Below are 24024 nucleotides of genomic sequence, written 5' to 3'. Positions count from 1 at the left end.
GCGACAGAGCCCATAGGGGTGCAGATGCCGGATACAGTCTTTTTGCATTGACCGGCTGAACGGGGATAATTCCAGGTAGCGATAAAGTTTGGTCAGATGTTCCCAGCGGGTTTGCTCTCTGGATGCATATTCCTGCCATAAATCAGGCTGAAGTTTCAGTCGCGAAGCAACCCTGGATACAACGCCATTGTGAGGAGCACTGCTTTTGTCCGGAATAAATCCAGCTCCACGCAGATAACAGAGTAATACAGCAAAGCCCAGGCGATTCGCTGGCCGTCGGTGTTTATTAATGAGCGCAATATCCTGCTCATTCAAAAAGCACATTCGGGTCAGAATAATTTCATCATCTGGAATAACCAGCAAGCGCTCCTGTTCTTCACTGCTCAGTATTTGTCGCCGTGGCATAAATGCTTCCCTCGCGTATAGTTTCCATATGTTATGGATTGGCTATGACCGAAACCGGTCGGTTTCGTACACCTTCTAATATATCTATCCGAAAGTAAGTGAAATTCATTTCGTACAGGCGTTATAATTCGGACATCCATTTCGTACGGAAAGTTTCCTATGTCACGCGTTTTTGCTTACTGCCGGGTTTCCACACTTGAGCAAACCACCGAGAATCAGCAAAGGGAAATTGAAGCGGCAGGTTTTTCCATCAGACCCCAGCGACTGATTGAAGAACATATCAGCGGTTCGGTTGCCGCCGGTGAGCGACCAGGCTTCACCCGGCTGCTTGATCGCATGGAAAATGGCGACGTGCTGATTGTCACTAAGCTGGACCGTCTTGGGCGTAATGCCATGGATATCAGGAGAACAGTTGAGCAGTTGGCTGCATCAGATATTCGTGTTCACTGCCTGGCGCTCGGAGGTGTTGATCTGACAAGCGCTGCCGGGAGAATGACCATGCAGGTTATTTCAGCGGTGGCGGAATTTGAACGGGATTTGTTTCTTGAGCGTACACACTCTGGTATTGCACGAGCTAAAGCATCAGGAAAACGTTTTGGCCGTCCATCAGCGCTGAGCGAAGATCAAAAGCGGGCTGCGATGGAACGTCTCAATGCGGGAAGCTGTGTCAGCGCCGTTGCCCGTGAATTTAACACCACCCGGCAAACTATTCTCAGGGTGAAAGCGGCATTCAGCACCTGAGAATGGGGTTTCACCGATTACCGGAGTCGCTTACCTGACTCGTCGGTGACTCTTTCACCATCTTCTTTCGTAAATGCGCTTTTTTGTGGCTCAGGAAGAATATCCAGCACCACTTCAGAAGGTCGGCACAGTCGTGTCCCCAGGGGACTCACCACAACAGGACGGTTGATCAGTATCGGATGCTGAAGCATAAAGCCGAGCAACTGCTCGTCAGTAAACTTATCGTCGGCAAGGCCCAGTTGCTCATATGGCTCTACGTTCTGACGCAGCAGCGCACGTACTGTTATCCCCATATCGACAATGAGTTTTACCAGCTCATCATGTGAGGGCGGGGTCTCAAGATAATGAATAATCGTCGGTTCTGTGCCGCAGTTACGGATCATCTCCAGCGTGTTGCGCGACGTGCCACAGGCCGGATTGTGATAGATGGTTATATTGCTCATATCAGTATCTCATTACAAAGTGACGGAAAGCCGCAACGCCAGAGCGGCCAGAGTGACAAACAGCACGGGCAGCGTCATGATAATGCCCGTGCGGAAGTAATAACCCCATGTGATGGTCATATTTTTCTGGGACAGCACGTGCAACCACAACAAGGTTGCCAGACTCCCGATGGGGGTGATTTTGGGTCCCAAATCGCACCCAATAACGTTGGCGTAGATCATCGCTTCTTTGATGACACCGGATGCCGTACTTCCGTCAATCGATAATGCGCCAATCAGCACCGTGGGCATGTTGTTCATGACCGACGACAGGGACGCCGTCAGGAAGCCAGTACCAAAAGTTGCTGACCATAATCCATTTTCTGCCAGCACATTCAGCACCCCAGAGAGATATTCTGTCAGTCCAGCGTTGCGAAGACCGTAAACCACCAGGTACATTCCGAGGGAGAAAATAACGATTTGCCACGGTGCGCCACGTAAGACTTTCCCGGTATTAATGGCATGACCTCTTTTAGCAACGACAAAGAGGATAGCTGCACCCACAGCCGCAATAGCGCTGACAGGAATACCCAGCGGCTCAAGCACAAAAAAACCTGCCAGCAGAAGGATTAATACAATCCAGCCAGTTCTGAACGTCGCCGGGTCTTTGATAGCAAGAGCCGGTTCTTTCAGACGGTTCAGGTCATAGGTCGGTGGGATATCTTTGCGGAAAAACAGATGCAGCATCACCAGCGTGGCGATAATGGCGGCAATATCCACAGGCACCATCACGGAGGCATATTCCGTGAATCCCAGATGGAAGAAGTCAGCAGAAACAATATTGACCAGGTTCGACACAATCAGCGGCAGGCTGGCGGTATCGGCAATAAACCCTGCAGCCATTACAAATGCCAGCGTAGCGCTTTTACTGAATCCCAGCGCAAGCAACATGGCAATAACGATCGGCGTCAGGATGAGAGCTGCACCATCATTGGCAAATAGCGCTGCCACCGCAGCACCGAGCAGAACGATATAAGTAAACAGCAGGCGACCCCGGCCATTTCCCCAGCGGGAAACGTGCAATGCTGCCCATTCAAAAAAGCCAGACTCATCCAGCAGCAAACTGATGATAATCACGGCAATAAAGGTTGCTGTGGCGTTCCAGACGATATTCCATACCACCGGAATGTCGGTAATGTGTACTACACCAGATATGAGTGCCAGTATTGCGCCAAACATGGCGCTCCAGCCAATCCCTAACCCCTTCGGCTGCCAGATAACCAACACGATGGTCAGGATGAAAATTGCTCCTGCCAGTAACATAAAACCTCCTGACAGAGCAGCATGACTGCCCTGTATATAGTAAAAATTAACCTGCGAGCTGTTTGAGTTTGTCTATACCGGTTGGCTCTGCCGCAAGAACAGGAACCAGTGCAACACGGGTAGCATGCTGGTTCTTTACAGCCTCGATTTGAGGCAGTTCCTGCTGCGCGCGCTGACGAAGCAACGGTGAACGGGTTTCAGCGATGGAAAGACTGTTATTGATAATCCAGCCCCATGGATGAATCCCGGCACGTTCAAGATCGGCTTGTAAATTTGCAGCCTCAAGAACGGGGGTCGTTTCCGGCAGAGTGACCAGTAATACTTTTGTTCTTTCCGGGTCCTGAAGCTGCATCATTGGCGTAGAGAAATGCCCTTTATCTCCCATTTTCTTTGCTATCTCTCGGTGGTATGCCCCGGTAGCATCAAGCAACAACAATGTATGTCCTGTCGGTGCCGTATCCATGACGACAAACCGTTTCCCCGCGTCACGGATCACCCGTGAGAAGGCCTGGAACACAGCAATCTCTTCGGTACACGGAGAGCGTAAATCCTCTTCCAGCAGATGTTTCCCCGCTTCATCCAGGTCACGTCCTTTTGTTTCAAGGACATGCTGGCGATAACGTTCTGTTTCATCATGAGGGTCGATTCTGCTGACCTGCAGGTTATTGAGGCTTCCATTGAGGGTTGTGCTCAGGTGTGCAGCAGGATCTGACGTCGTGAGATGCACATCAAACCCCATTTCGGCCAGTCTGACTGCAATGGCCGCGGCCATGGTTGTTTTACCCACGCCACCTTTACCCATCAGCATAATCAGGCCGTGTTCATTAAGGGCAATCTCATCAACCAGAGCAGACAACGACGATATCTCTGGTTTTTGCAGGGCGGACACTTCAGCAAATGAAGCCGTCTCAGGTTGGGAGGTGAGAAGTCCCCTTAAAGCAGACACACCGACCATATTCACTGGTTGAAGGAATAATGTGTCAGTAGGGAGAGCGTCCAGACCAGCGGGAAGACTTGCCAGCGCCTCCTGCTCCCGGCCCCATATTGCAGCCGCCAGGGTATCGTTGACTGCTTCTGTCTCAGGCAACACGCCGTTGATGACCAGATACTGATTTTTGAGACCAATCGCCGCAAGCTCATCATGAGTACGGGCGACTTCCTGAAGCGTTGATTTTTGCAGTCGAGCCACTAAAACCAGCCTCGTACGATACGGATCAGACAATGCCTGGACGGCGTGTGAATACTGCTCACGTTGTTTCTCCAGCCCTGCCATCGGGCCAAGGCAGGAAGCACCATCAGGATTGCTCTCAATGAAGCTACTCCACGCACCGGGCAACTGGAGAAGACGAATAGTGTGACCGGTTGGCGCGGTATCAAAGATAATATGGTCAAAGCGGGTCAATAATGATGCGTCAGTCAGCAGACCGGTAAATTCATCAAAAGCCGCAATTTCTGTGGTACATGCACCAGAGAGTTGTTCGTTAATACTGTTAACGACATCATCCGGCAGAATGCCTTTGATAGGATTAACGATTCTGGCCCGATATTCCTGGGCGGCGGCCTGAGGATCAATTTCCAGCGCTGAAAGTCCCGGTACAGAGGCCACCGGCAGAATGGTATTGCCAATAGTCTGGCTGAACACCTGGCCTACGTTTGAAGCCGGATCGGTGCTGACAAGCAAAACCCGCTTGCCTTGTTCCGCCAGGCTGATAGCTGTGGCACAGGAAATAGAGGTTTTACCGACGCCCCCTTTACCGGTAAAAAACAGGTAAGGTGGGATATTCTGTAAAAATTTCATATGTCCTCCTGACATTTCAGCAACAAGAAGTATTACCACCGCAGCAGCTTTTAGATCCTAATCCTACTTTCTCCAGCGGTATTCCGAACCAGCGGGCCAGCTCTGAGCGTTTCGGATAACGCCCCGCCATCACCATTTCTCCATCCAGCAACAACAATGGAAGCCCTTCAGCCCCGGATGCCTCAAGGAATGCTTTGGCTTTTTCGTTCTGTACAAAGCTCATGGGTTGCTGTGCCAGGTTATAACGATCAACCTGAATTTCACGCTGTTTTAGCCACTGTACATCCGCAGAAAAATCAACCAGAACCTGATCAATATCTGTACCGCAGACGCCGGTACTGCAACACATAGCCGGGTCAAACACCGTTAACGTTTTCATCACGAACACCTCACATTTGAAAAATCATATATGTTCAGGCAAATTTTTTAGATGCAGACAGCCTTGCCGCTACCAGAGCAGTTAGCTGATGCCAGCTTATGGGCGATAGCCTGTACGTCGTCCTGTTGGCTTAACCAGGCCTGCTCAATAACCTGAGCAGCCCATGAAGGAATATGCGGAGATAAGCGGTAGTGAACCCATTTTCCATTCTTGCGATCCAGCAACAATCCGCTTTCACGTAGCATTGCCAGATGACGAGAGATCTTAGGCTGCGACTGTTCCAGCGCCGTGCAGAGATCGCATACGCATAGTTCACCCATCTCTTTGAGGAGAAGGACGATACCCAGACGGGTTTCATCGGACAGGCTTTTAAAGAGTTGTAGGGGTGAAATTGATGACATCGTGACCTCCTGCGTTGAATGAATAGTGTCGCGCTTCTAAACCAGGAAGTCAAAAACATATATGTTATATCGAATTCGTTTAGTATTAATTCTTCAGTGGTAGATAACAGGAACAACGGAGTCGGGGCAATACGGGCAAAATTTCATCTTTGTTGTGAAAAGAAAAAGTTTAACGATAGGGTACTGATAAGTAAGGCAGCACCATACAATGAACAATAAATCACCTTAGCGTGGGATTTTTTCCGTTTTCCAAGCGGCCCCCTATTAATACTGATAGCCAGCCTACTGAAATTAATGAAGAAGATATATCCAGATTATCACCATTGATGCATGGCCATATCAATATGTTAGGTCATTACTCATTCACCTTGTCTGAAAATGTGATGAAAGGTGAGCTAAGGCCGTTAAATCAACAGGTTAACGAATATATAGACGCTTAGCGTAGGTTTTCGCCCCATTGGACCTCAAACCCCTAAAACAAACCGTCCTGCCATTGCACAATCAAATGAGCTGACCGAAGCCGCCTACTATCTCTCACTACAAGCGAAACGAGTGCTCTGGTTATGCCTTATGGAAACCTATCGGCAAGAGGAACATCAGGGAACTTTTACCGTCCGTGTGGCAGATTATCAGCGCCTGTTTAAAGTAAGCCAGGCGACCGCCAGTACAGACGTTAGAAAAGGAATTGATGCTTTATCTAATAGCTCAGTGACATTTTTCCCGTCAGACGGTGAATATGAAGAACGTAAACGCCCGTGGTTAGCCGAGGCTGGTCTTAAACGCGGTCGGGGTTCCTGGTCAATTGAATTCAATCATAAGGTCATGCCTTATCTCCTTGACCTAAGCAGCCAATTTACGACTTACAACTTGTATGACTGTGGACGTATTAACAGTGTCCGGGCAATCCGCCTGTATGAAAGCCTGTGTCAGTTTAAAAAGTCAGGTATATGGATCACAACACCGAACTGGCTTGCCGAACGGTATCAATTGCCACAATCCCAGCGTGATAATTTTGCCGAAATGAAGCGAACGTTCATCAAACCAGCGCTAGAAAAAATCAGTAAAGAAACACCACTGTCGGCATCGATGTCAGAGACAGAAGACGGAAAATTGATTTTTACTATCATAACTAAAAATCCTGAGCCTTCTTTGTCTGGCTCGTAAACTTTAGGTATTCCCCATAAATCTTTATACAGCCGTAACTTTAGCTATCTCCCATACAGGGCTTTTCTACTGGTGTAATTTGACCGATAGAAAATGCATAATTAGGGTTTCAGATATTGGAACAATAACCGCAAGTTAAGTGGTTAGTGAAATGGCCAAATTTGCTGGCGTAAGGGTTTGAGGTCAAATGGGGCGAAAACCTACGTTAAGCTGTATCAGACAAAAAAACCTTAACGTGTGAAACTGTTCCGTTGAACGTCAAACTCCATGTCCACCTCCATTAGTTTCTCTGGCGGTGTTCTCAGCGTCTTTTTGACAGGTCATACTTTTTGGCGATTTCGCCCGCAGCCCTTTCTATGCCTGGGTACACAGTGCTTTCATTGATCCCGAACCGCGCCAGTTGAGTCATCAGACCGGTCTTGTTCCTGATGCGGAACTTTTTGATCTTGATTTCACTGTGGCCAGTCTCCGGCAGAACGGCATCCTCACCGAACAGCAGGAATGCCCCCGACTGCGAGTTAATGCGCGGGTTGGACATTCTGCCTTTAACCACAATCAGCCGCTGTAAATCGTCAGGCTCGATGACGTGCTTGAAATACGACTTCTCATCCTTGATCAGGTGAAGCAGCTGCGCACAGGCGTCCGTCTCGTTAAAGCTGGACTTAGTCTGGCTCAAATCCAGCACCTTCTTTACCGATTCAGGCAGGCGTGACAGATTCGCGATGCAGCTGACTGTGTCTGAGTCAAAGAACTTAATCTGGCTTTTCCGGGTGGTCATGATAATGACGTTCCCGTCGATCTCCCTGTCATTCTCTTTTTTCATAGTCGAACAAGCAAAGTAGAGCGCAATCAGCGGATTTGTAGTGACATCCAATAGTCGCGTAGGCAGGCCGTAATGCTGCATACGAACCAGCTTGTCCAGCATATACCTGTCGTTCATGAACTCGGAAGGTTGAACCGTCAGCAGCTCGTTGATCATTTCTGACTCATGCTGTCGGTAGCGGAAGTTTCCGTGCTCATCATCCTTGCGGTACAAGGACGGCGTCAGCTCATACCGGTAATCGGAATGTCCCCGGTAAAAGATTTCTTCGTTTTCCGTGAAGGAATGGTCAAGCACTTCAGAAAGGTAGGCGTTTACGTCAGTAATTATCGTCTGATCATCGCTGCTTTCATGTGGAATAATAACATTGCCCGGCGGCGGCGGAGGCACCTGAGTATCGATCCCCATTACATTCAGCGCGTCTGTTAACTCCAGATCTTTTACTGACCAGCGTGTGCGGTGAAGGCCAAAGAAACCCAGCCCGAGAAGGCTGGAATAATCCTTTTCAGAAGGAATCTCACACTTGCCTAAATCCGTCAAAATGGTGAAGTCGAATTTTATTTTAGGTTCGCGCCTTTCCGGTAAGACTTCCAAATTGCTGATGCTTCCTATTCTGATCAGTGAGTACTCTTTATAGTTAGTCTCTTTTTCCGGCTCGGTCATAAATATGACCGGCAGGCTGGATAAATATTTAAGTGATTCTTCTGTCAGCGGCAGTAATTTATTTCTGATGCTGTCCGAGGTGGATTCAAATAGGCGTGATACCGGAAATGATTCACTGCCCTTTTGCTCCTGGAAAAATTCATAAATTTCGCCTGCAACGATAAAATTAAACATTGATGCTCCCTGTTCCAGTATTGACGTCAGCGTGCGTGATTTTTCCGGGATCATTGAACCAAACCATGTTCATAAAGGAAGCGATTTGGAGAAATTGCACGCAGAAATGGAATCTGCCATCGAACTTCTAAATCAGCGTAGAAATAGTTAAGGTAGATAGGGCGCTAAGTATATAGTGCCCTATCTAGGTTACTCCAATAAACCAAGTTTTGTTCCCAAGGCCTCAGTTGTTTCTAACTTTTGTTCCATTTCCTCAATCAGCTGCAGCGTCAGCTTGACCAGATCTAACGTTAGCTGTTCAGCTGCCGTAAAATTCAATTTGAGAATATTGAGCTGACCTTTGCTTAACTGGCTCTGTATCTGAGCTTTTTCAAAACCATCACGTTGCCTATTATCTTTTATAATTTGTGTAATGCGGCGCAGGATAACCTTATCAATTCCAGGATACTTTGGGTTATCAAAGATATTAGGATGGCTTTTTATAAAAGGCTCCCAGGAGAAGAGAATGTCATACCTGTGCGCATAAGTTTGTTGTTTCGGTCGATAGTGCCATACCCCGATAAAAGGGATATTCTCATTTAAGCATCGCTGGAAATGTTGTTGTAAATCCCGAGCTACAGCCCGCCCCTCATAGAGTAGATAATAATCAGAAGGCCTTAAAGAAGGCACTCTGATACGCGGCGGTGGTGCTGTCAAAATAGTGTGAGTAGTTTTACCTAACCACATATCTCGTATTTGATCACGAACCGGAGGTATTGTTATACAGAACCAGTAAAGAGGGATGTATACCGCTATTGGAGGATCGAGCTCTTTTCCGTTCTCAGGTATATGGGGTAAAAAAGTATCTAGGATTTCATTAATACGCGGGTTATCTCGAAATTTTTCAAGCCAACTGAGGAAAGGCCGTGTAACTACCAGGCATAAACATCCCCAGCTAGTACCATATTTGTACAATGACCAACCTGGCTCTCTCGCATAGTGTAATTGCACGTATTCAACTAGGCATTGTACGAATGCATCATGCGTGCGGGTTTTTATCGTAAATCTTTTACGTGGTTTGATTAGTAAATCAATAAACAACGTGGACATAGAAACCTGGCAATCTGAATTCATGGCTAAACCCATAATGCTACGTCATTTTTTTTGGAATAGCACTTTGCCTACCTGTAAATTCAGTGTTAAACACGATCAAATGTTGACGATTGATCGAATACTGATCAATACGGCTATGCCGTATGCAGGCGACAACAATGTAAAAGAAAACTCTATTGGTAAGGGTCGCCGGTGACCCGCGGAGCGGTTCCAGACTTCCATAATCCCGTAAACTCCCCCCTTCCTGCTAGACCTTGTTTTGGAGGCTTGAGCTGTGCGAGAGCCGTCCAACTCAGCTTACAGCAATGAAATAGTTTAATGGTCGGAGACAAAAGAAAGAATTAGCGACTGAGATAGATGCAATCAAATTAATGTCAGTTAATAACGGATGGTTATGTGAACTATTTTGCCCGGCTTTAGCCGGGAGCTACTTATTATAGTTATTTATTCTCGATTGTTGAGTTGTCATTTGCCCAGAGCGGAGCGAGGGGAGCTACTTTAGAGAGCTGGCTTTAGCCGCTCGAAAAGTACTCCTCTTTTTAGAGGCTTATTTTGTTCAGGAATAACGTTCGAAATTAATGATATTTATCAATGATACTACGAAATTAACTGACCCCATTCGAAGTTAACGGTGCAAATATTCAGCACAATCAAAATTACGTCTCTGTCAGTCACGAATTCGGGTTAATAATGGAAAATGGGTTATACGGAAGTGGTCAAATAACACCCAATTCCAGATGTTGGGTCAAGACAAAAACCGCGCTAGGCACGGTAGAATTCGAGGAAGAGGTATAATTAAGGCTAGACTATGCCAGCACGCTCAAGCAATAACCGGTAAAAGGTTTCTGGGTCACTGTGTTTGAGTCCAGGCTGTTCTTTCTGCAACGCCAGTTCTTGTGACACAACTACATGCGTCATGACTACTCCACTGGTTGACCATTTGACATAGGCATCATAATAAGGGTTTTGCCGTTTACGCTTCGCTTTGGCCAAACTGTTAATTTTACGCTGTGTCTCGTCCAGAAGGAGATCGAGACGCCGGGAATTACCACTGTTGATTTCAGCCAGTCGTCCCTCCAGAAAAGCCACTTTATCTTGCTTCTCTTTTGCCAGGTCAGGGCTAACAACCCAACGTTTGATTTGTTTCAAGCGATTCCGTAGCGAGGGTTTGTCATTTAGATCAATGCCAATACGCTCAATCCGCAGCAGATGCCTTTCATATTTCTTACGCAAACTTTCAGTTAAACCGTTTTTTATTGCCCATGTTTTGAACTGGCCAAGCCAATGACGGATCTCTTCAACGGCAATGCCTCGGGAAATAAAGAACTTTTCAGTCAACCATAAACGCAGCGGCTTGTTCTGGCCACTATCAGTATCTTTACCGTGAAGCGCGATCACATACCCGAGCTGTTCCTGTACTGATAAGGCATGTAATGGACTGTCATAGGCTTTGCGACCATTATCATAAACATGCAACATACCCATCGCGGCCGCAATTTGCTCAAACGGAGCCATGATTTCGAACGGGTAGTCACTGTCAGGGTTGTAATCGCAATTGGCAGCCAGTGCCATTGACAACGCGGTCAGCGCTTCACAGCTTTCAGAACGTGCCGATATACGCATTGCCTTTGGCGTAAAGTAAGGGTCATTGCGCTTGGTGTATGGCACATAACCTTCCCGCCGCAGTTCAATGAGATCATGATTGCGGTGCCAATTATGGCTTTGCATACGCGCCACAACTTTTGCCGCCATGCCTCGAGGCACAGAGCAACACAACTGTGGTGTATAACGCCGATGAACTTTAGATTGTCCACGTCGCAAAGCGTTTGATTCGCCTCGCCGTGTACGTTTTAGAGGATCAGGATGTACCTGAATGGCCTGTTGGCTTTGACTATTCACCCCATCCTACACAGATGGCGGATGGGTATTGTTTTCTAAATTGCATGAGTTATAATCTCTCACAGGCCAGCGCCTGCTTTGTGACCCCCTGATATCCACGCTTCCGCCAAGTTGCAAATGGATTTCGGGGGGTTTTTGCATTTAAGGCCCGCTGTCCTGGTACCTTTTACCCCGGACATTTAAGGATATGTCCCATCCAGTAACAGAACGACGTTATAAAACGTCGCCCTTTCTCATTCTTCTGTACCACTTCAGATACTTATACTGCTAAGAAACCCTAGCAAAAACATGCGTAAATACTACCGGATTTTGGCCGGCTTGCAACAAATGGATCTCTATCGATCTCTTTTTGTGCTGCAAGACGGTATTTGCATATCCTATCTTACTGTATGTTTATTTTGTATCCCCTCCAGATAAAACAGCAAATAAAACCCGCTAGAAAACCTTCTCATGAACATAGTTAGCCTTAAAAGAAAACAAGAACATTCCGATTCCTTAGATTTCCAGCACTGAATTGATCAATATTTAGCCTGTCAGCAAGGTAACTATGAAAGTCAAATATTCTGATTATTTTGTTTTAAAGATCAATTGATCTGCAAAAAGGATCTTTTCTAGATCTTTTGATCAAAAAACAGGGGTAAATAGTTATTTATCGCTGTTTGAAGTGCTCATGTCAGGATATATGATCGTTAAAAAGTAATTTACAACAGATTAGATTGAAAATACCATTCAACACCATACTTAAGTACAGGTTTAAACGGTTTGCGAGTCCGCCAACTTACACCCGCCAAAAACCCGTACATTTGCTTTAGCCTGGACTGTGCCTGGTAGCTTCCTACCGGCACCTCTCTGCCCTTGGTTGTCGGGTGCAGTCCAGGCTAAAGCGCAGTTAGGAGAACCGCGATGCACGTTTTCACTATCGCTCGTCTTTGTCAGTTGAATCCACTGGGTTCAATTTTGGCGGAGCTTACTCACTTCATTGCGCTTTTTCATTATTCTTCCGCCCATCACCGGGGAACATCATGGAACGCTGGTATCTCGCTTGCCATAAAGCAGGAAAAGATAACGTCTTCAAAGCCCAGATGACCCTGGAGCGCATTAATGTCATGGCTTTTAGTCCAATAATGCGCGTTTACCGTCCTCGGGCCGACCGTCCTGGCCAAAGCCGACAAGTCATCGAGCAGTTATTTCCTGGTTATATCTTTATTTGTTTCGATCCCGAAATTCATCACTCATCAAAAATCGAAACCTCCCCAGGTATCAGCCATCTGGTACGTTTTGCGGGCGAGATCGTTCCTATTCGTGAAACAGTCGTGGACAGTGTGATGCGGTTGCCGGTTTGTGTGCAGGCATTTTCCAGCATTCATCCTGGAAAACGTCAATGGGATAAGAATCAGGTTCCACTCAATAACGTGCAACGCCAGCAGATCCAGTCGCTGGTTGATGAAAAAGATGGTGAAGTACGCAGTGCCCTCTTTTATGCTTTTATCGAGGCAATACGCTAACTACCGATGAATTTATTGATTTGATTTCAGTATTTCTCTGCCTAACCGGAGGATAGATGTCAAAGCAAGTCCAAGATGTTCCCCCTGCCATTGAATGGCAATCTGATGATTTTGTTCTACAAACTTTTACCTTAGAAGATGATGTTCGTAGTCCGGGTAATAAAACATATGACACCGGTAAAGATTATCTTCCTCAGTATATTTCCCATTTGAACTCTTGCAGGTCACGCCGTCATTCCTACCCCCAGTAGCACCCTCTGTCTCCACTGATACTCCTCTTGACCACCCGAAATGTCGGGTGGTTTTTTTTCTCTGCATACGCCACCGCGTAACCGAGGTGACTTGAATGTCTCTACGCAAAACATATTCCCTGGGTGTTCAGCATGACAAAATGCTGACAGAACAGGCCGTAAATCTGACCGGAAGGCTCGACCGGCCCATTGCTTGTCGCCATGTCCTTTACGCCATTCTGGACCTGGCTTACCAAATCGACAGCGCTGAACTGGCTCAGAAAGTCCTCGATATAGCCAACGAACCACGTCGACCACGCGGCCCCAGGAATAAACACCAATGAAAATGCTCATCCCCATCGCATTAGCGCCGGTGGTGTTGAGCGGGTGTGCCCTAACTACTCACAAGCCTCCTACAACTCCGGCACAACAATTTGTTACCACGCTGATACAAGAACAGCGTCCTCTTATTCAGCAAGCCCAGGCTGAACTGGCAGTAGTTAGCAATGTCCGATTAAAACCTAAGAATCCGTTGCCGGCTGTGCCACAAAAAACAAACAAACTGGTATTAAATGCAGCCAATAAATCACAATCATCGATGCTGGCGGGCCAGAAGATTGCGGGATTACACGCTGTTAGTTTTACTGATGGACGACAAGGCACCCCCGCGCTGGCGGGCGCGGGTCAAGCTCAGACGCTGAGGCAGGCAGTTACACGAATAGCGCCAGTAGGTTGGCAACATAGTTATGGTCCAGGTATCACACCCGATGTACGCCGACCATTACAGTGGCGCGGTAATGATCAATGGCCGTATGTACTGAATAGTTTGCTTACGCAGGAAAAACTAAAAGCATCAATCGACTGGTCAAATCGAAGGATTTCTATTTCTACGGTATCTGCGACAGTCCCTCTGGTGCCTAAAGCCTCCGTAATCACAACAACTACAGCACCATCCCTTAAAACCAAAGTAGTCAATAAAACCAATCCATTCACTGGCCAATCCGTTCCAGAGAAGAATGCTCCCACAATACTTTCTGCCAAGATATCGATACCGATTGAGAAAGAAGTTCAACGAGAGTGGGTTATGGCCCCAGGTAGTACTCTCAAAGACTCAATATTGACATGGTCTGCCGAAGAGAAATGTTCACTTCCAAACGTTAAACACTGGACCGTGGAGTGGTTAACTTCCGTGAATTACCGTATCGATGCTCCGCTTGTGTTCCATGGGACATTTATGGATGCACTAAACGGTGCTTTCAGCCTTTATCTGAATGCTTCGGTACCGCTTTATGCAGGAACCCGGAGTCAGCAGTGTCAGGTGAGTGTCAGTGACGAGGTGCCAAAATGACGCACTGGATGATGGTGTTTATGGTCGGTCTGTTGACATTGACTCTCGTCCCGCCCCGGCACACTGAAATGAATGCATTGTCTACTCAAACCACCGAAGTGCAGGCACAAGCTGTGGCAACGGTAAGTTATATCAACCAGATAAACGACACGCTCTACACTCACCCACAGAATGATGGTGTGGTTGATATCGCAAAACCAGTATTTCCTCTAGGCCCTGTCAATAACCTCCGAACCCAAGGAAAAACATGGGTTTATCAAACTGACTATCCTGGCCTTATGAATGCATTAATCAATGCATCACTGAGTTCATCGCTTGTAGGTCGAGTCTACAACCGGCAGTTGTTTGATCACGCGGGACTCAGCACAGGACTCATTGCTCCCACATCAATTCCAGACGGGTCAATCGTCTACATCAATTAATGGAGAACACATGTTGCTACATCCAAGGGTGAAACTTGCCCCTATTTTTGTCTGCCTGTTACTGACGGGTTGTTCAAGTCTGGAACGCATCAATACTCAGATCAGTGATACAGAAAACACTCAGAAAATCGTTACTGGCAAGATTGAGGACATGCGAAAGGGCAAGGTCGTTCAAGAGCTGACATCGCAATGGATTAATACAACCCCCATAACCGGAAAAGGTAGCGAAAAAAGCCAACTCCCTTCGTGCGCACCAACATTTAGTCGTGCCGGTGACGTTAGCCTTGCAGAGATTGGTGCCTTCATTTCTACAACCTGCCGAATTCCGTTATTTATCACGCCGGATGCCCAAGGGGTCGGTAACTCAGGGGGAACAACGACTCAGGCAATGAGCGGTTCTATTCCCCCGCCTGATCCGACTACGGGCATGATCCCGTTGGCACAATTAGGTTCAATGTCAGGACCCTCTGCTACACCGATGACTACGACCAATAACACTTTGCATGGTGTTTTCTGGCAAGGTGGGCTAGATGGCTTCCTAGATAGCATCACTACCCGCCTTGGGCTATCGTGGCGTTATGAGCAGGGTAAAATAACTATTTTTTACATTGATACACGCACGTTTCCTGTCAATTTCATGGATAACATGACGGTCTTTTCTTCCACAACAGTCAGCGGAACAACAACCAGCAACGGCAGTTCAGGAGGGACCACGTCTACCGGCGGTATTTCTGGCGATAACAACACATCACAATCGACCGAAACGAAGATAAAAACCAGTTTATATGACGATATCAAAACCACTGTAACCGCTATGCTGACGCCTAAAGTCGGTCGTATGAATCTTTCTGCTGGAATGTTAACGGTAAGCGATACACCTCAAGTACTGGAAGCTGTGGGTCGTTATATCGCTGACCGTAATAAACAGCTTAACCGGCAAGTGGTCTTTAATGTTCAGGTTTACAGTGTCGAAGCCCGTAATCAGGAAAACCTGGGGTTCGATTTGACCGGCGTATTTAACAGCGGCAGCGTCAAAGGCATGCTAACAGGTTCATTTGCGAATGCGGCCGAGAATGCGATGAGTGGTGGGGTTACCCTACTGGATGGAAAAGGAAAAGGGTCTGCGGCATTTATTAAAGCACTGTCTGAAAAAACCAACACCAGTATCGTGACTCAAGCCTCTGCCATGACCACGAATATGTCACCAGTACCTCTACAAATGGCATTACAGCAAGACTTTGTCGCTGGAATTACGACATCTCAGACTGCCAATGTAGGCAGTTCTACTGATATCCAGCGAGCCACCATTACCACGGGTTTTAATATGGTGGCTATGCCTTACATGATGCCGGAAAGCGACCAGATGCAACTGCAATTTTCTATAAGCATCTCAGATGATCCGACGTTCCGCACCGTCAAACAAGGTGATGCGCAATCAGAGCTTTCCCGAACACACCTTAAAACCTCCACTTACCGCGTTATTCTCCGCTCTGGCAATACCATGCTGCTGACTGCCTTTGATCAGGGCAACAACACGGCATCCAAACAGGGCGTTGGATCAACCTCATTCTGGGGATTAGGTGGCGGCGGAAACGCGGAGAAAAGTCGCAATATGTTACTCATTCTGGTGACAGCTAACATTGTGGGATAAATAAATGGACGATTCGTTACACATATTAAACGGTGCCACCCGCCTCCCTCTTCCCCCCGACCAGAACTGGCTGGCTGCATTAAGGTGGGAAATAGCGCCCACACAGAGTAAGTCCGAGTTACGGCGCAGAGCCACCCAAGAGGGTGCAACACACTTTCTCGCTACATCTTTTTCTGAGAGCGAGTTATTGGCGTGTTGGGTACAAGTGCCAAAAAGTGAAAAGAAAGCGCCTATCAGTGCTGCCTTGGCTGTAGCTCATCAACTCAGTGATGATTGCTACGCCGTGTTTGAACTACAAAGTGGTATCTATTGGTTTGTGGCCAACTGTAAAGGCCAACTCTCCGTTCTGAGTGACAAGGTGGGCAACAAAGAAAGTATGCTAGCCGCTGTCACTTTTTTCTTGTCTATGAATAAGAGCGCCCATAAATGGCATGTTATTGCGCCTGTGGGTTTTTTTGAGGATAGGGAGGCTAACCCAACGCCTCTGATTGACTTCACCCTCTCGTCCAGTGTTAACAAACTCTACAACATCCCTTCGATGTCCCTGCGTCGTCCAGTGCAACGGTTTTCACTGATTGCGCTAGCTGTAGTAGGTGTCATCGTAGGAACACATATCTATCAAGGGTGGAAAGAAGATAAAGCATTGCAGATGGCAAAACTGCAACTCAAAGAAAACATTCAGGCACAAAAACCCGTATTACCCCCCTGGCCTTCTCTGCCAGATGCTCCCGCCATTATTCGTGGTAATGGTGAATATCTAATTCCTCTGTCCGTCGCCGGGTGGATGCTAGAAAGTAAAACCTACACACGCCAGAGCGATATCGCTCTTATCTATCGTCGGACCGGTAACGCCAGCGTTGCTGATTTTAGACGACGGGCACAAGAGTTGTTTGGCGAACACCAGGTTGCTTTCAATATTCCTGGAGGGGCAGATCAAGCGACAGTCACGTTGCCCATATCTGCGTTAGCTGGTTCAGGACAGCAAAAACTAATAGGTCTGACAGAAGCCATGCTAATACTGACCACATTTGCCCAGCGGCAAAATGCACAGTTGCAGCTCGACCCCCAACCGAATACACGATTAATCGACGGAGAGAACATCACGCTACCTTGGCGGGAAGTACGTTTTACGTTAATCCTCCCTATATCGCCTGACATCTATATCGATTCATTACCGATGCCAGGGTTACGCATAGCCCGTATTCGCACAGTACGTGAGGGTGTTCGCCTAAGCTACACACTCGAAGGAACTCTTTATGCCAATCCATAACCGTGTACTTTTTATTTTTCCGCTGCTATTTGCTCTGGCCATAACGGCACATGCAGACACCGAAATTCCAACGCAGCAAATACCCCCGGAAGAAAACACAGCCGTTCCCTTACCGTCTGGTACCTTGAACGAATTGGAAAAACTCAATACGCAAACGTTATTGACCGAAGCACAAGCCCAATTGGCCAATGCACGGGCCTCACTTCAAAAAGCCAAGAGCCAGTACAGCGACACATCATCAGGGCAGATGGTTTTGTCGGGTACAAATTTGCCACCCGGATTGCCTAATCCCTCAATCAGCATTCCCCAGCAAACAAAGTCTGGCCCTCCCCGTATCCTTGAAATCAGTGGACAAGGACGGTCGTTATCGGCTCGCCTGATGCTTGATACGGGTTTATCTATCATTGTCCGCACGGGCAGTAACATCCCCGGCCGCGATTTACTCGTGACGGATATTTCTGCCAGTACCGTCGAAGTGAAAAATACGCAGGGCCAGCGTCATACCCTGACTTTTGGTGAATAACATGACACTCACTAATTCCCCTCCAGTTTTTGAATTCAATGCACTGGCTAACGAATATATGTTCTGGGAAATAGGTTCCCCCCCAGTTTGCTATGTGTCTGCCGACCATTGCAAAATGCCTGCGGTTCAAAGTGAGCTGCAACGAGCGCTGGCCAAGATCCCCGGTCTGATCACTGAGATAGTTCGCTTTGATGAAATAGCCCAGCACCGCCAAAAAAACCGCGTCCATGTAGAAACTGCAGAAAACCTACAACCGGAAGTCATTGACCTATTTGCCCAAGCAGCAGCTGCGGGAGCGTCTGATATGCATTTTTTGGTCAATACAGACGGTACCACCATCTATCAGCGTATCTATGGCGATTTGTCAGTCGTGGCCAATAAAAAGACTGATGAGGGGATGACTCTGCTACGTTGCATGGTTAACTCCATGACGGATACAGGCGCCAGGGAGTTCATGGAGAACGAGATCCAGGATGCCCGCATTGAAAACAAGTATTTACACAAAGCTAATTTATATGCGGCTCGCTATGCGCATATTCCTACTGAGAATGGTGTTTATGCCGTTGTCCGACTGATCAAGGATGAAAGAGACGATATTCCCTCGCTGGAAATTCTCGGCTTCAATCCCGAACAGATCACCCTGATACGGCGTATGCTCCGCAGTCCATATGGCTTTATCATCCTTTCGGGCCCGACGGGTTCGGGGAAAAGTACCACACTGCGTACTCTTGCTGAGATGTATACCGTGTTTACTTATGGCCTTAAACGCTTACTGGCAATCGAAGACCCCCCGGAGGGCAAACTACCTGGCATCCAGATCCCTATTTTCGCCGACAAAAGTGATCCTATAGCAGTCAAACAAGCCTGGACCCGAACTATTGCGGCCAGCTTACGTCTTGACCCTGATGCATTGATAGTAGGGGAAATGCGTGACAAAGACTCTGTTAAAACCGCGATTTCTGGAGCCGAAACTGGGCACCTTCTGATGGCAACACTGCATGCCAATGACGCGCCGAGTATTATCAGCCGTATGGTTGATACATTGGACGTGCCGCTTGCGCTTATCACTGATCCCCAACTGATTGTCGGCCTGATTGCACAACGCCTGGTGCCTTTGCTATGCCCTAGCTGCAAACAGACTTATGAACAGGTGAAAGACAGCCTTGAAGCTGATGAATTACAGCTAATTTCTACCTATTGTGACAAAGACAAAATCCGCTTTCGTAATCACAACGGTTGCAATAACTGTCACTACGGTACTGTGGGACGCAGGGTTATTGTTGAGGTTATTCGGCCTGATGCTCAGTTTATGCACCTTTATCGGCATGAAGGCAAACTTGTCGCTCGAAACTACTGGGTTAATAAGATGGAAGGCACTACACGCGGCATGCATCTTCAGCAATATCTTAATCGTGGGGAGGTTGACCCCCTTGAGGGAGACCGTATCAATCCGTTGGATGAGGACACCTTGTTAGCCCTGGACACAACTTCCCTTTCTGTTTGACCGATTAGTTTCTTCGTCTTCCCCAGCTAAATACCTTTCTCACTGTTAGGAGCCTTGCATGATTTCATGGATAAAAGCTCGCCTAAAAAGCCTGCCCACTACTGAAATTCGTCCCCCAGATTGGTTTTCTCGGCTCGATATTTGGGTAGCTCGGAAAACTTTCTTTATGAGTGAGCGGCGACATTTTTACGAACAACTGGCCTTTTTGCTCGATAACCAATACTCACTTAAAGACGCTATTACCAAACTTCAATACGCCGCCAAGCAAAAAGGGAAAGAACGCAGCTCTCTGATGTACTGCCTAAGTGATATTCATTCTGCATTGACCACAGGGCAAACTCTGGACAAAGGCCTGTCATCTTGGGTTCCACACAATGAAAGCACCATCATTATGTCAGCCAGGCTAACAGGTGATTTGAGTAATGCGCTGAAACGCACTATCCAAAATATCGATACGATCGGAAAGCTAAAAAATAAGGTCATCAGTAGTCAGATATATCCGTTTTTTTTATGTATCGGTACTCTGGTTGCGATGCATTTTCTTAACGACAAATACATACCGACGGTTCTGGCCATCATCCCACGGGAAGCATTAACTGGAAAACTCGCTCTATTTGTCGGTATTACTGAGTTTTTTGTCTCCAACATGTTCCTACTACTATCGGCAATTGCACTAACTATCATATCCATTCTATGGACCATGCCGAATTTGACAGGAAAGTTCCGTAATCGTGTTCTTGACCGGCTATTTCCATGGAGTGTGTATAAAGAGACGGAGGGAGCAACATTTCTGCTTAATTACGCAGCGCTGATGCATCCATCTATTCGTATGGAACAGTCACTCCATCTTCTGTGCGTGTATGCCTCACCTTGGTTATTTGAGCGCCTTGATGCTACGCGACGCAAGCTCAGTAAAGGGGTGAATTTTGGACAAGCCCTGCTTTCAACTGGGTTTAACTTCCCCTCTCGTGATGCCGCAGTACATCTGTCGATTCTAAGCGGAGGGAATAATGCCCAAGACCTTATCAAATCGTTTGCCTCTTTCTGGCAGGCGGAAAGTCTCAGAAAAATCACCAAAACCTGTGCGGTCGCCAACTTCGTAATTCTGTTGATCAACGCTAGTTATATCGTGCTGCAAATATTGGCTAGCGTAGAAATCAATGCGCTCGTCAAAACGCTTCACTAACCCCTAACGAAAGGAAAATTTTATGAAAATTTCACGCCCGTTTACCACTGTGAAAAAACCGAACGACAATATTAATAAAGGGACAACCCTGACAGAAATAATTATGTGGATGGTTATTGTTGGTGTCGTCATGGCTGCAGTTTATGCCGCATCTAAAGGTGCATTTTCAACCAGTGATACGTCCAAAGAAATTAACGCTTATAACGAAATGATGGCTAAAACGCCTCGATTGTTAAAAAACGCGGGGCAGTATCCCTATAACGGCTCAGCCGATATGACCGGCACGTATATCGTCATGGCGAGCGGGGCTCCAGTAGGTCTAAATCTTGTTGGCACGGCATCTTCTGGCTCAGCCAGTTTGACCAATACCTATGGCGGTCCGGTATCTCTTATGCCCGAAACCTCTTCTGGTGGCCAAAAATCTGGATTCTCGCTAACAACCTCCAATATCCCACAAGATGCTTGTACCGTAATCGCCACCACACTGAGTTCTGGATCTAACGTGGTGACAACAAAAGTGAATGGAACATCAACATCGGGTCCATTAACGTCGGCAAATGCTGTGCAGCAATGTACGGCTGACTCGGGATCAACCGGTAACAATACCCTGACTTTCATCAGCCAAAGCTAAGGAGGTTATATGCGGCTTTCCCTTATCGCACTATTTGGCAGTGTGATGCTATGCCTGACCACACCGGTTCATGCCTGGTGTTTTGATGAAGCTGGCGCTCGATATCACATAAACGCACAACTCCTGCGGGCTATTGCGGTCAGAGAGAGCTCGCTTAACCCCAATGCTATCGGCATCAACCGCGCGGGTAACAAGATATTAAGCCGTGATTATGGCTTGATGCAGATTAACACCCAACAATTACCCAGACTTAAACGTCTGGGTATTATCAAAAGCGAACAGGATTTACTGACCAATCCCTGTCTCAACATTCAAATTGGAGCCTGGATACTAGCCCAACATCTGCAAGTCTGTGGTAGCAACTGGTCGTGCTTAGGTTCATACAATGCCGGTTTCTCTCCCGACAGAGAACCGCGCAGAATGTGGTATTCGAAGAATATATATAAGGAATACATGCGCCTGGGTGGGGGTTCTTCATGAGTTCTACTCTTTTGGTGCTGCTGTTATTTGCTGTCCTACCACTAACATTTGCTTTTCTTAGTCATGGCCCAGTTCTAAGACAAGGTAATTTGTTTCTCCTCAGCTACGACCAACCTATTTATTCACGTCAAATTATTCACCTTCTCCAATGGATTACCTGGAGTTGTGCGCTATTGGTTCTGCTACTCAATAGAACATTTACACTTTCACCGGCACACTTGCTACAGTCATTTGTACTGCTGATATTTAGCCTGAATCTTATTGCCCTAGACGCGCAAGAACGCTGGCTACCGCTGTGTTTCACTAACAGTTTCTGGCTGGCGGGACTTTTGCTCACGTTACTCCCTGGTGCTGCGATATCTCCTTACGCTGCTGTCTACACCAGTCTGGCTGCATTTCTACTTCTGAGCCTGGTATACCGGATTTTGGCACGCAAACAACCTGATGCTCTTGGATTGGGTGATGTTCATCTACTTGCCGGTCTATGTGCCTGGCTACCCCTCCTTTGGTTGTCTGGTGCATTGGTACTCTATTTGTTAATCACCGTCAGCTTGTTTGGACGAAAAACTCCGCACCCACTGGCACCATGGCTGCTTCCAGCCGTGATACTTATTCATCTTATTCACCCCATTCTGGCAACAGAGGGAAATATCTATGTTGAGTAAAAAAAAATCTATCTCACATCCCCCCGTTAACCGTGGGTTAACCATTGCCGAAGCAGGCATAGTTATCACTGTGCTCTCGGTAATAATGGCCTACAGTATCCCTCGGGTTATAGAGTACAACCAGGAACGAGCCTGGGACATCAGTGCAACCATGCTGTCTGCCGTCAGTGCGTCAGCCAATCGCTATATCAAGGACAATAAAGACACTCTGACGACACAGCTCAAAACCGCAAAAAATGTTGTTATCACAGGTAAACAGTTACAAGACGCAAAATACCTTCCACCTGGATTCAGTCTAACTACCGATGATGGCCAGTCATATCTGGTAGCTGTAACCCAAGACGGTAAGAGCAACTTGATGGCGTTCGTCCTGACCTCTGCGGGCAAGGAAATTAAGCCTAATGGACTTAGGTATATTGCTCAAAACATCAGTGGACTAGGTGGTTATATTTGGCCTGCTAATCAAGCGATTGGTGCCAATGGCAGTTGGATTGTTAATCTCCCTGATTATGGCCTATCGGGTCAGGTGGGTCGCCTTGCTGTCATGTTATCTTCCGACTCACTCGGCAGTGACAGTGAAGCAGGTGATCGTCTGTATCGTTTTGAGGTCAATGGACGCCCGGACCTAAACAAAATGCATACGGCTATCGATATGGGCAGTAACGATATTAACAACACCCGCAATCTGAATGCTCAGAATGGTCTTTTCTCTGGTGATGTTTCGGCAGCTAACGGTCAGTATTCAGGAAATCTAACAGCCAAAAACGGTAACTTTTCAGAATCAGTCACCGCTAACCAAGGTATAACCGCCAATAAAGATATTCGCAGTAACGAGGGATGGATCGTAACCCGCAACAACAAAGGTTGGTTAAATGAAACCTATCAGGGTGGTTTTTACATGTCAGATAACGACTGGGTGCGCAGCGTCAATAACAAAGGTATCTACACTGCCGGTCAAGTTAAAGCGGGGACTGTTCGGGCTGATGACTTGTTAAATGCAGCTGGAACACTGCAACTCGACCAAGTTAGTGTGGCCGGCGTGGGTTGCCCTCAAATTGGACGCCAAAGTCGGGATAATACGGGAGCACCGTTATTCTGTATTGGGGGAGTATGGAAGAAATCTGGTGGGGGCATTGATTTCAATAACGTAATGAATCAATACGTTGGTGATGGTGGCCGATGCCCAGCTAATTATGTTGCCGTCGGTGTTGGTGGTTTCTATGCAACATATACAGCAGGTTATATCTGGTGCGCACCTGCCCAGTGATTTTATTGTTTACTGGAAAGTATGATGAATTTTTCATTCCAATCCCCTTGTTCTCAATAAG

At 47.1% G+C, this 24024-nt stretch carries 23 protein-coding genes and 1 pseudogene; 14 read left to right on the top strand and 10 right to left on the bottom strand.

The annotated features are described in order from the left end of the window. Positions 1 to 6 precede the first annotated feature (6 nt). Positions 7 to 405, bottom strand: a pseudogene (locus tag DA391_RS23695) (DUF4158 domain-containing protein); the annotation flags it as partial. Positions 406 to 564: 159 nt separating this feature from the next. Here DA391_RS23695 and DA391_RS23690 point away from each other — a divergent pair. Next, positions 565 to 1146, top strand: a complete 582-nt coding sequence (locus DA391_RS23690) for a recombinase family protein (protein ID WP_025376937.1) — start codon at positions 565 to 567, stop codon at positions 1144 to 1146. Between the two features lie 17 nt (positions 1147 to 1163). Here the strand turns inward: DA391_RS23690 and arsC are convergent, their stop codons facing one another. From arsC to arsR, 5 genes are read right to left on the bottom strand one after another with little or no spacing between them, the layout of a single operon-like run. Continuing rightward, positions 1164 to 1589, bottom strand: coding sequence for a glutaredoxin-dependent arsenate reductase (gene arsC / locus DA391_RS23685; protein WP_025376938.1), 426 nt, complete (start codon positions 1587 to 1589; stop codon positions 1164 to 1166). A 12-nt stretch (positions 1590 to 1601) separates the two neighbouring features. Next, positions 1602 to 2891 (bottom strand): arsenic transporter, encoded by a 1290-nt coding sequence (locus DA391_RS23680; RefSeq protein ID WP_025376939.1) that lies wholly within the window; start codon positions 2889 to 2891, stop codon positions 1602 to 1604. A gap of 46 nt (positions 2892 to 2937) precedes the next feature. Continuing rightward, positions 2938 to 4689: an arsenical pump-driving ATPase gene (gene arsA / locus DA391_RS23675; RefSeq protein WP_025376940.1), complete on the bottom strand. Its 1752-nt coding sequence runs from the start codon at positions 4687 to 4689 to the stop codon at positions 2938 to 2940. A 16-nt stretch (positions 4690 to 4705) separates the two neighbouring features. Beyond that, positions 4706 to 5068, bottom strand: coding sequence for an arsenite efflux transporter metallochaperone ArsD (gene arsD / locus DA391_RS23670; RefSeq protein WP_025376941.1), 363 nt, complete (start codon positions 5066 to 5068; stop codon positions 4706 to 4708). 47 nt (positions 5069 to 5115) lie between these two features. After that, complete coding sequence (gene arsR / locus DA391_RS23665; RefSeq protein ID WP_025376942.1) at positions 5116 to 5469, bottom strand: As(III)-sensing metalloregulatory transcriptional repressor ArsR; 354 nt, start codon at positions 5467 to 5469, stop codon at positions 5116 to 5118. 456 nt (positions 5470 to 5925) lie between these two features. Here arsR and DA391_RS23660 point away from each other — a divergent pair, with 456 nt between their 5' ends. After that, positions 5926 to 6633, top strand: coding sequence for a replication initiation protein (locus tag DA391_RS23660; RefSeq protein WP_088130748.1), 708 nt, complete (start codon positions 5926 to 5928; stop codon positions 6631 to 6633). Positions 6634 to 6934: 301 nt separating this feature from the next. On the opposite strand, the gene DA391_RS23655 is transcribed toward DA391_RS23660, so the two are convergent. The 3 genes from DA391_RS23655 to DA391_RS23645 all read right to left on the bottom strand — a co-directional run bounded on the left by DA391_RS23655 (position 6935) and on the right by DA391_RS23645 (position 11281). After that, entirely contained in the window at positions 6935 to 8344 is a 1410-nt protein-coding gene (locus DA391_RS23655) for an FRG domain-containing protein (RefSeq protein ID WP_226720725.1), read from the bottom strand. Positions 8345 to 8479: 135 nt separating this feature from the next. Then, the gene (locus DA391_RS23650) at positions 8480 to 9403 is read right to left on the bottom strand and encodes a hypothetical protein (RefSeq protein WP_088130750.1); all 924 of its coding nucleotides are present in this window, start codon (positions 9401 to 9403) and stop codon (positions 8480 to 8482) included. 780 nt (positions 9404 to 10183) lie between these two features. Beyond that, complete coding sequence (locus DA391_RS23645; protein ID WP_319004320.1) at positions 10184 to 11281, bottom strand: Replication protein; 1098 nt, start codon at positions 11279 to 11281, stop codon at positions 10184 to 10186. A gap of 1022 nt (positions 11282 to 12303) precedes the next feature. Between DA391_RS23645 and DA391_RS23640 the strand changes: the two genes are divergently transcribed. Continuing rightward, on the top strand, positions 12304 to 12786 hold the full coding sequence (locus DA391_RS23640) for a transcription termination/antitermination NusG family protein (protein ID WP_088130754.1): 483 nt from the start codon (positions 12304 to 12306) through the stop codon (positions 12784 to 12786). Between the two features lie 224 nt (positions 12787 to 13010). Here DA391_RS23640 and DA391_RS24295 read toward each other — a convergent pair whose 3' ends face one another. Beyond that, positions 13011 to 13370: a hypothetical protein gene (locus DA391_RS24295; protein WP_129111488.1), complete on the bottom strand. Its 360-nt coding sequence runs from the start codon at positions 13368 to 13370 to the stop codon at positions 13011 to 13013. On the opposite strand from DA391_RS24295, the gene DA391_RS23625 reads away from it, so the two are divergent. From DA391_RS23625 to pilV, 11 genes are read left to right on the top strand one after another with little or no spacing between them, the layout of a single operon-like run. Beyond that, on the top strand, positions 13357 to 14364 hold the full coding sequence (locus DA391_RS23625; RefSeq protein ID WP_088130758.1) for a TcpQ domain-containing protein: 1008 nt from the start codon (positions 13357 to 13359) through the stop codon (positions 14362 to 14364). The genes DA391_RS24295 and DA391_RS23625 overlap by 14 nt on opposite strands. Further along, a complete protein-coding gene (pilM, locus tag DA391_RS23620; protein ID WP_088130760.1) occupies positions 14361 to 14786 on the top strand; it encodes a type IV pilus biogenesis protein PilM in 426 nt (141 codons plus the stop codon). The genes DA391_RS23625 and pilM overlap by 4 nt, the downstream gene beginning before the upstream one ends. A gap of 10 nt (positions 14787 to 14796) precedes the next feature. After that, a complete protein-coding gene (locus DA391_RS23615; protein ID WP_088130761.1) occupies positions 14797 to 16437 on the top strand; it encodes a PilN family type IVB pilus formation outer membrane protein in 1641 nt (546 codons plus the stop codon). 4 nt (positions 16438 to 16441) lie between these two features. Then, positions 16442 to 17707, top strand: coding sequence for a type 4b pilus protein PilO2 (gene pilO2, locus DA391_RS23610; protein WP_088130763.1), 1266 nt, complete (start codon positions 16442 to 16444; stop codon positions 17705 to 17707). Beyond that, complete coding sequence (gene pilP, locus DA391_RS23605) at positions 17694 to 18230, top strand: type IV pilus biogenesis protein PilP (RefSeq protein WP_088130765.1); 537 nt, start codon at positions 17694 to 17696, stop codon at positions 18228 to 18230. Before pilO2 ends, pilP begins: the two co-directional genes overlap by 14 nt. Position 18231: 1 nt before the next feature. Continuing rightward, entirely contained in the window at positions 18232 to 19734 is a 1503-nt protein-coding gene (locus DA391_RS23600; protein ID WP_176396511.1) for a GspE/PulE family protein, read from the top strand. A 58-nt stretch (positions 19735 to 19792) separates the two neighbouring features. Next, positions 19793 to 20920 carry a type II secretion system F family protein gene (locus DA391_RS23595; RefSeq protein WP_088130767.1) on the top strand — a complete coding sequence of 376 codons (1128 nt, stop codon included), beginning with the start codon at positions 19793 to 19795 and terminating at the stop codon, positions 20918 to 20920. Positions 20921 to 20942: 22 nt separating this feature from the next. Continuing rightward, positions 20943 to 21551, top strand: coding sequence for a type 4 pilus major pilin (locus DA391_RS23590; RefSeq protein WP_088130769.1), 609 nt, complete (start codon positions 20943 to 20945; stop codon positions 21549 to 21551). Positions 21552 to 21560: 9 nt separating this feature from the next. Further along, entirely contained in the window at positions 21561 to 22031 is a 471-nt protein-coding gene (locus DA391_RS23585; RefSeq protein ID WP_088130770.1) for a lytic transglycosylase domain-containing protein, read from the top strand. Then, positions 22028 to 22696 (top strand): prepilin peptidase, encoded by a 669-nt coding sequence (locus tag DA391_RS23580; RefSeq protein WP_088130829.1) that lies wholly within the window; start codon positions 22028 to 22030, stop codon positions 22694 to 22696. The genes DA391_RS23585 and DA391_RS23580 overlap by 4 nt, the downstream gene beginning before the upstream one ends. Next, on the top strand, positions 22686 to 23963 hold the full coding sequence (gene pilV / locus DA391_RS23575) for a shufflon system plasmid conjugative transfer pilus tip adhesin PilV (RefSeq protein WP_088130772.1): 1278 nt from the start codon (positions 22686 to 22688) through the stop codon (positions 23961 to 23963). The genes DA391_RS23580 and pilV overlap by 11 nt, the downstream gene beginning before the upstream one ends. The last annotated feature ends 61 nt before the right edge of the window (positions 23964 to 24024 follow it).

It is taken from the genome of Yersinia massiliensis (assembly GCF_003048255.1).
GTDB classification, from domain to species: Bacteria; Pseudomonadota; Gammaproteobacteria; order Enterobacterales; family Enterobacteriaceae; genus Yersinia; species Yersinia massiliensis_A.
This window is presented reverse-complemented; position numbering and strand designations above follow the sequence as displayed.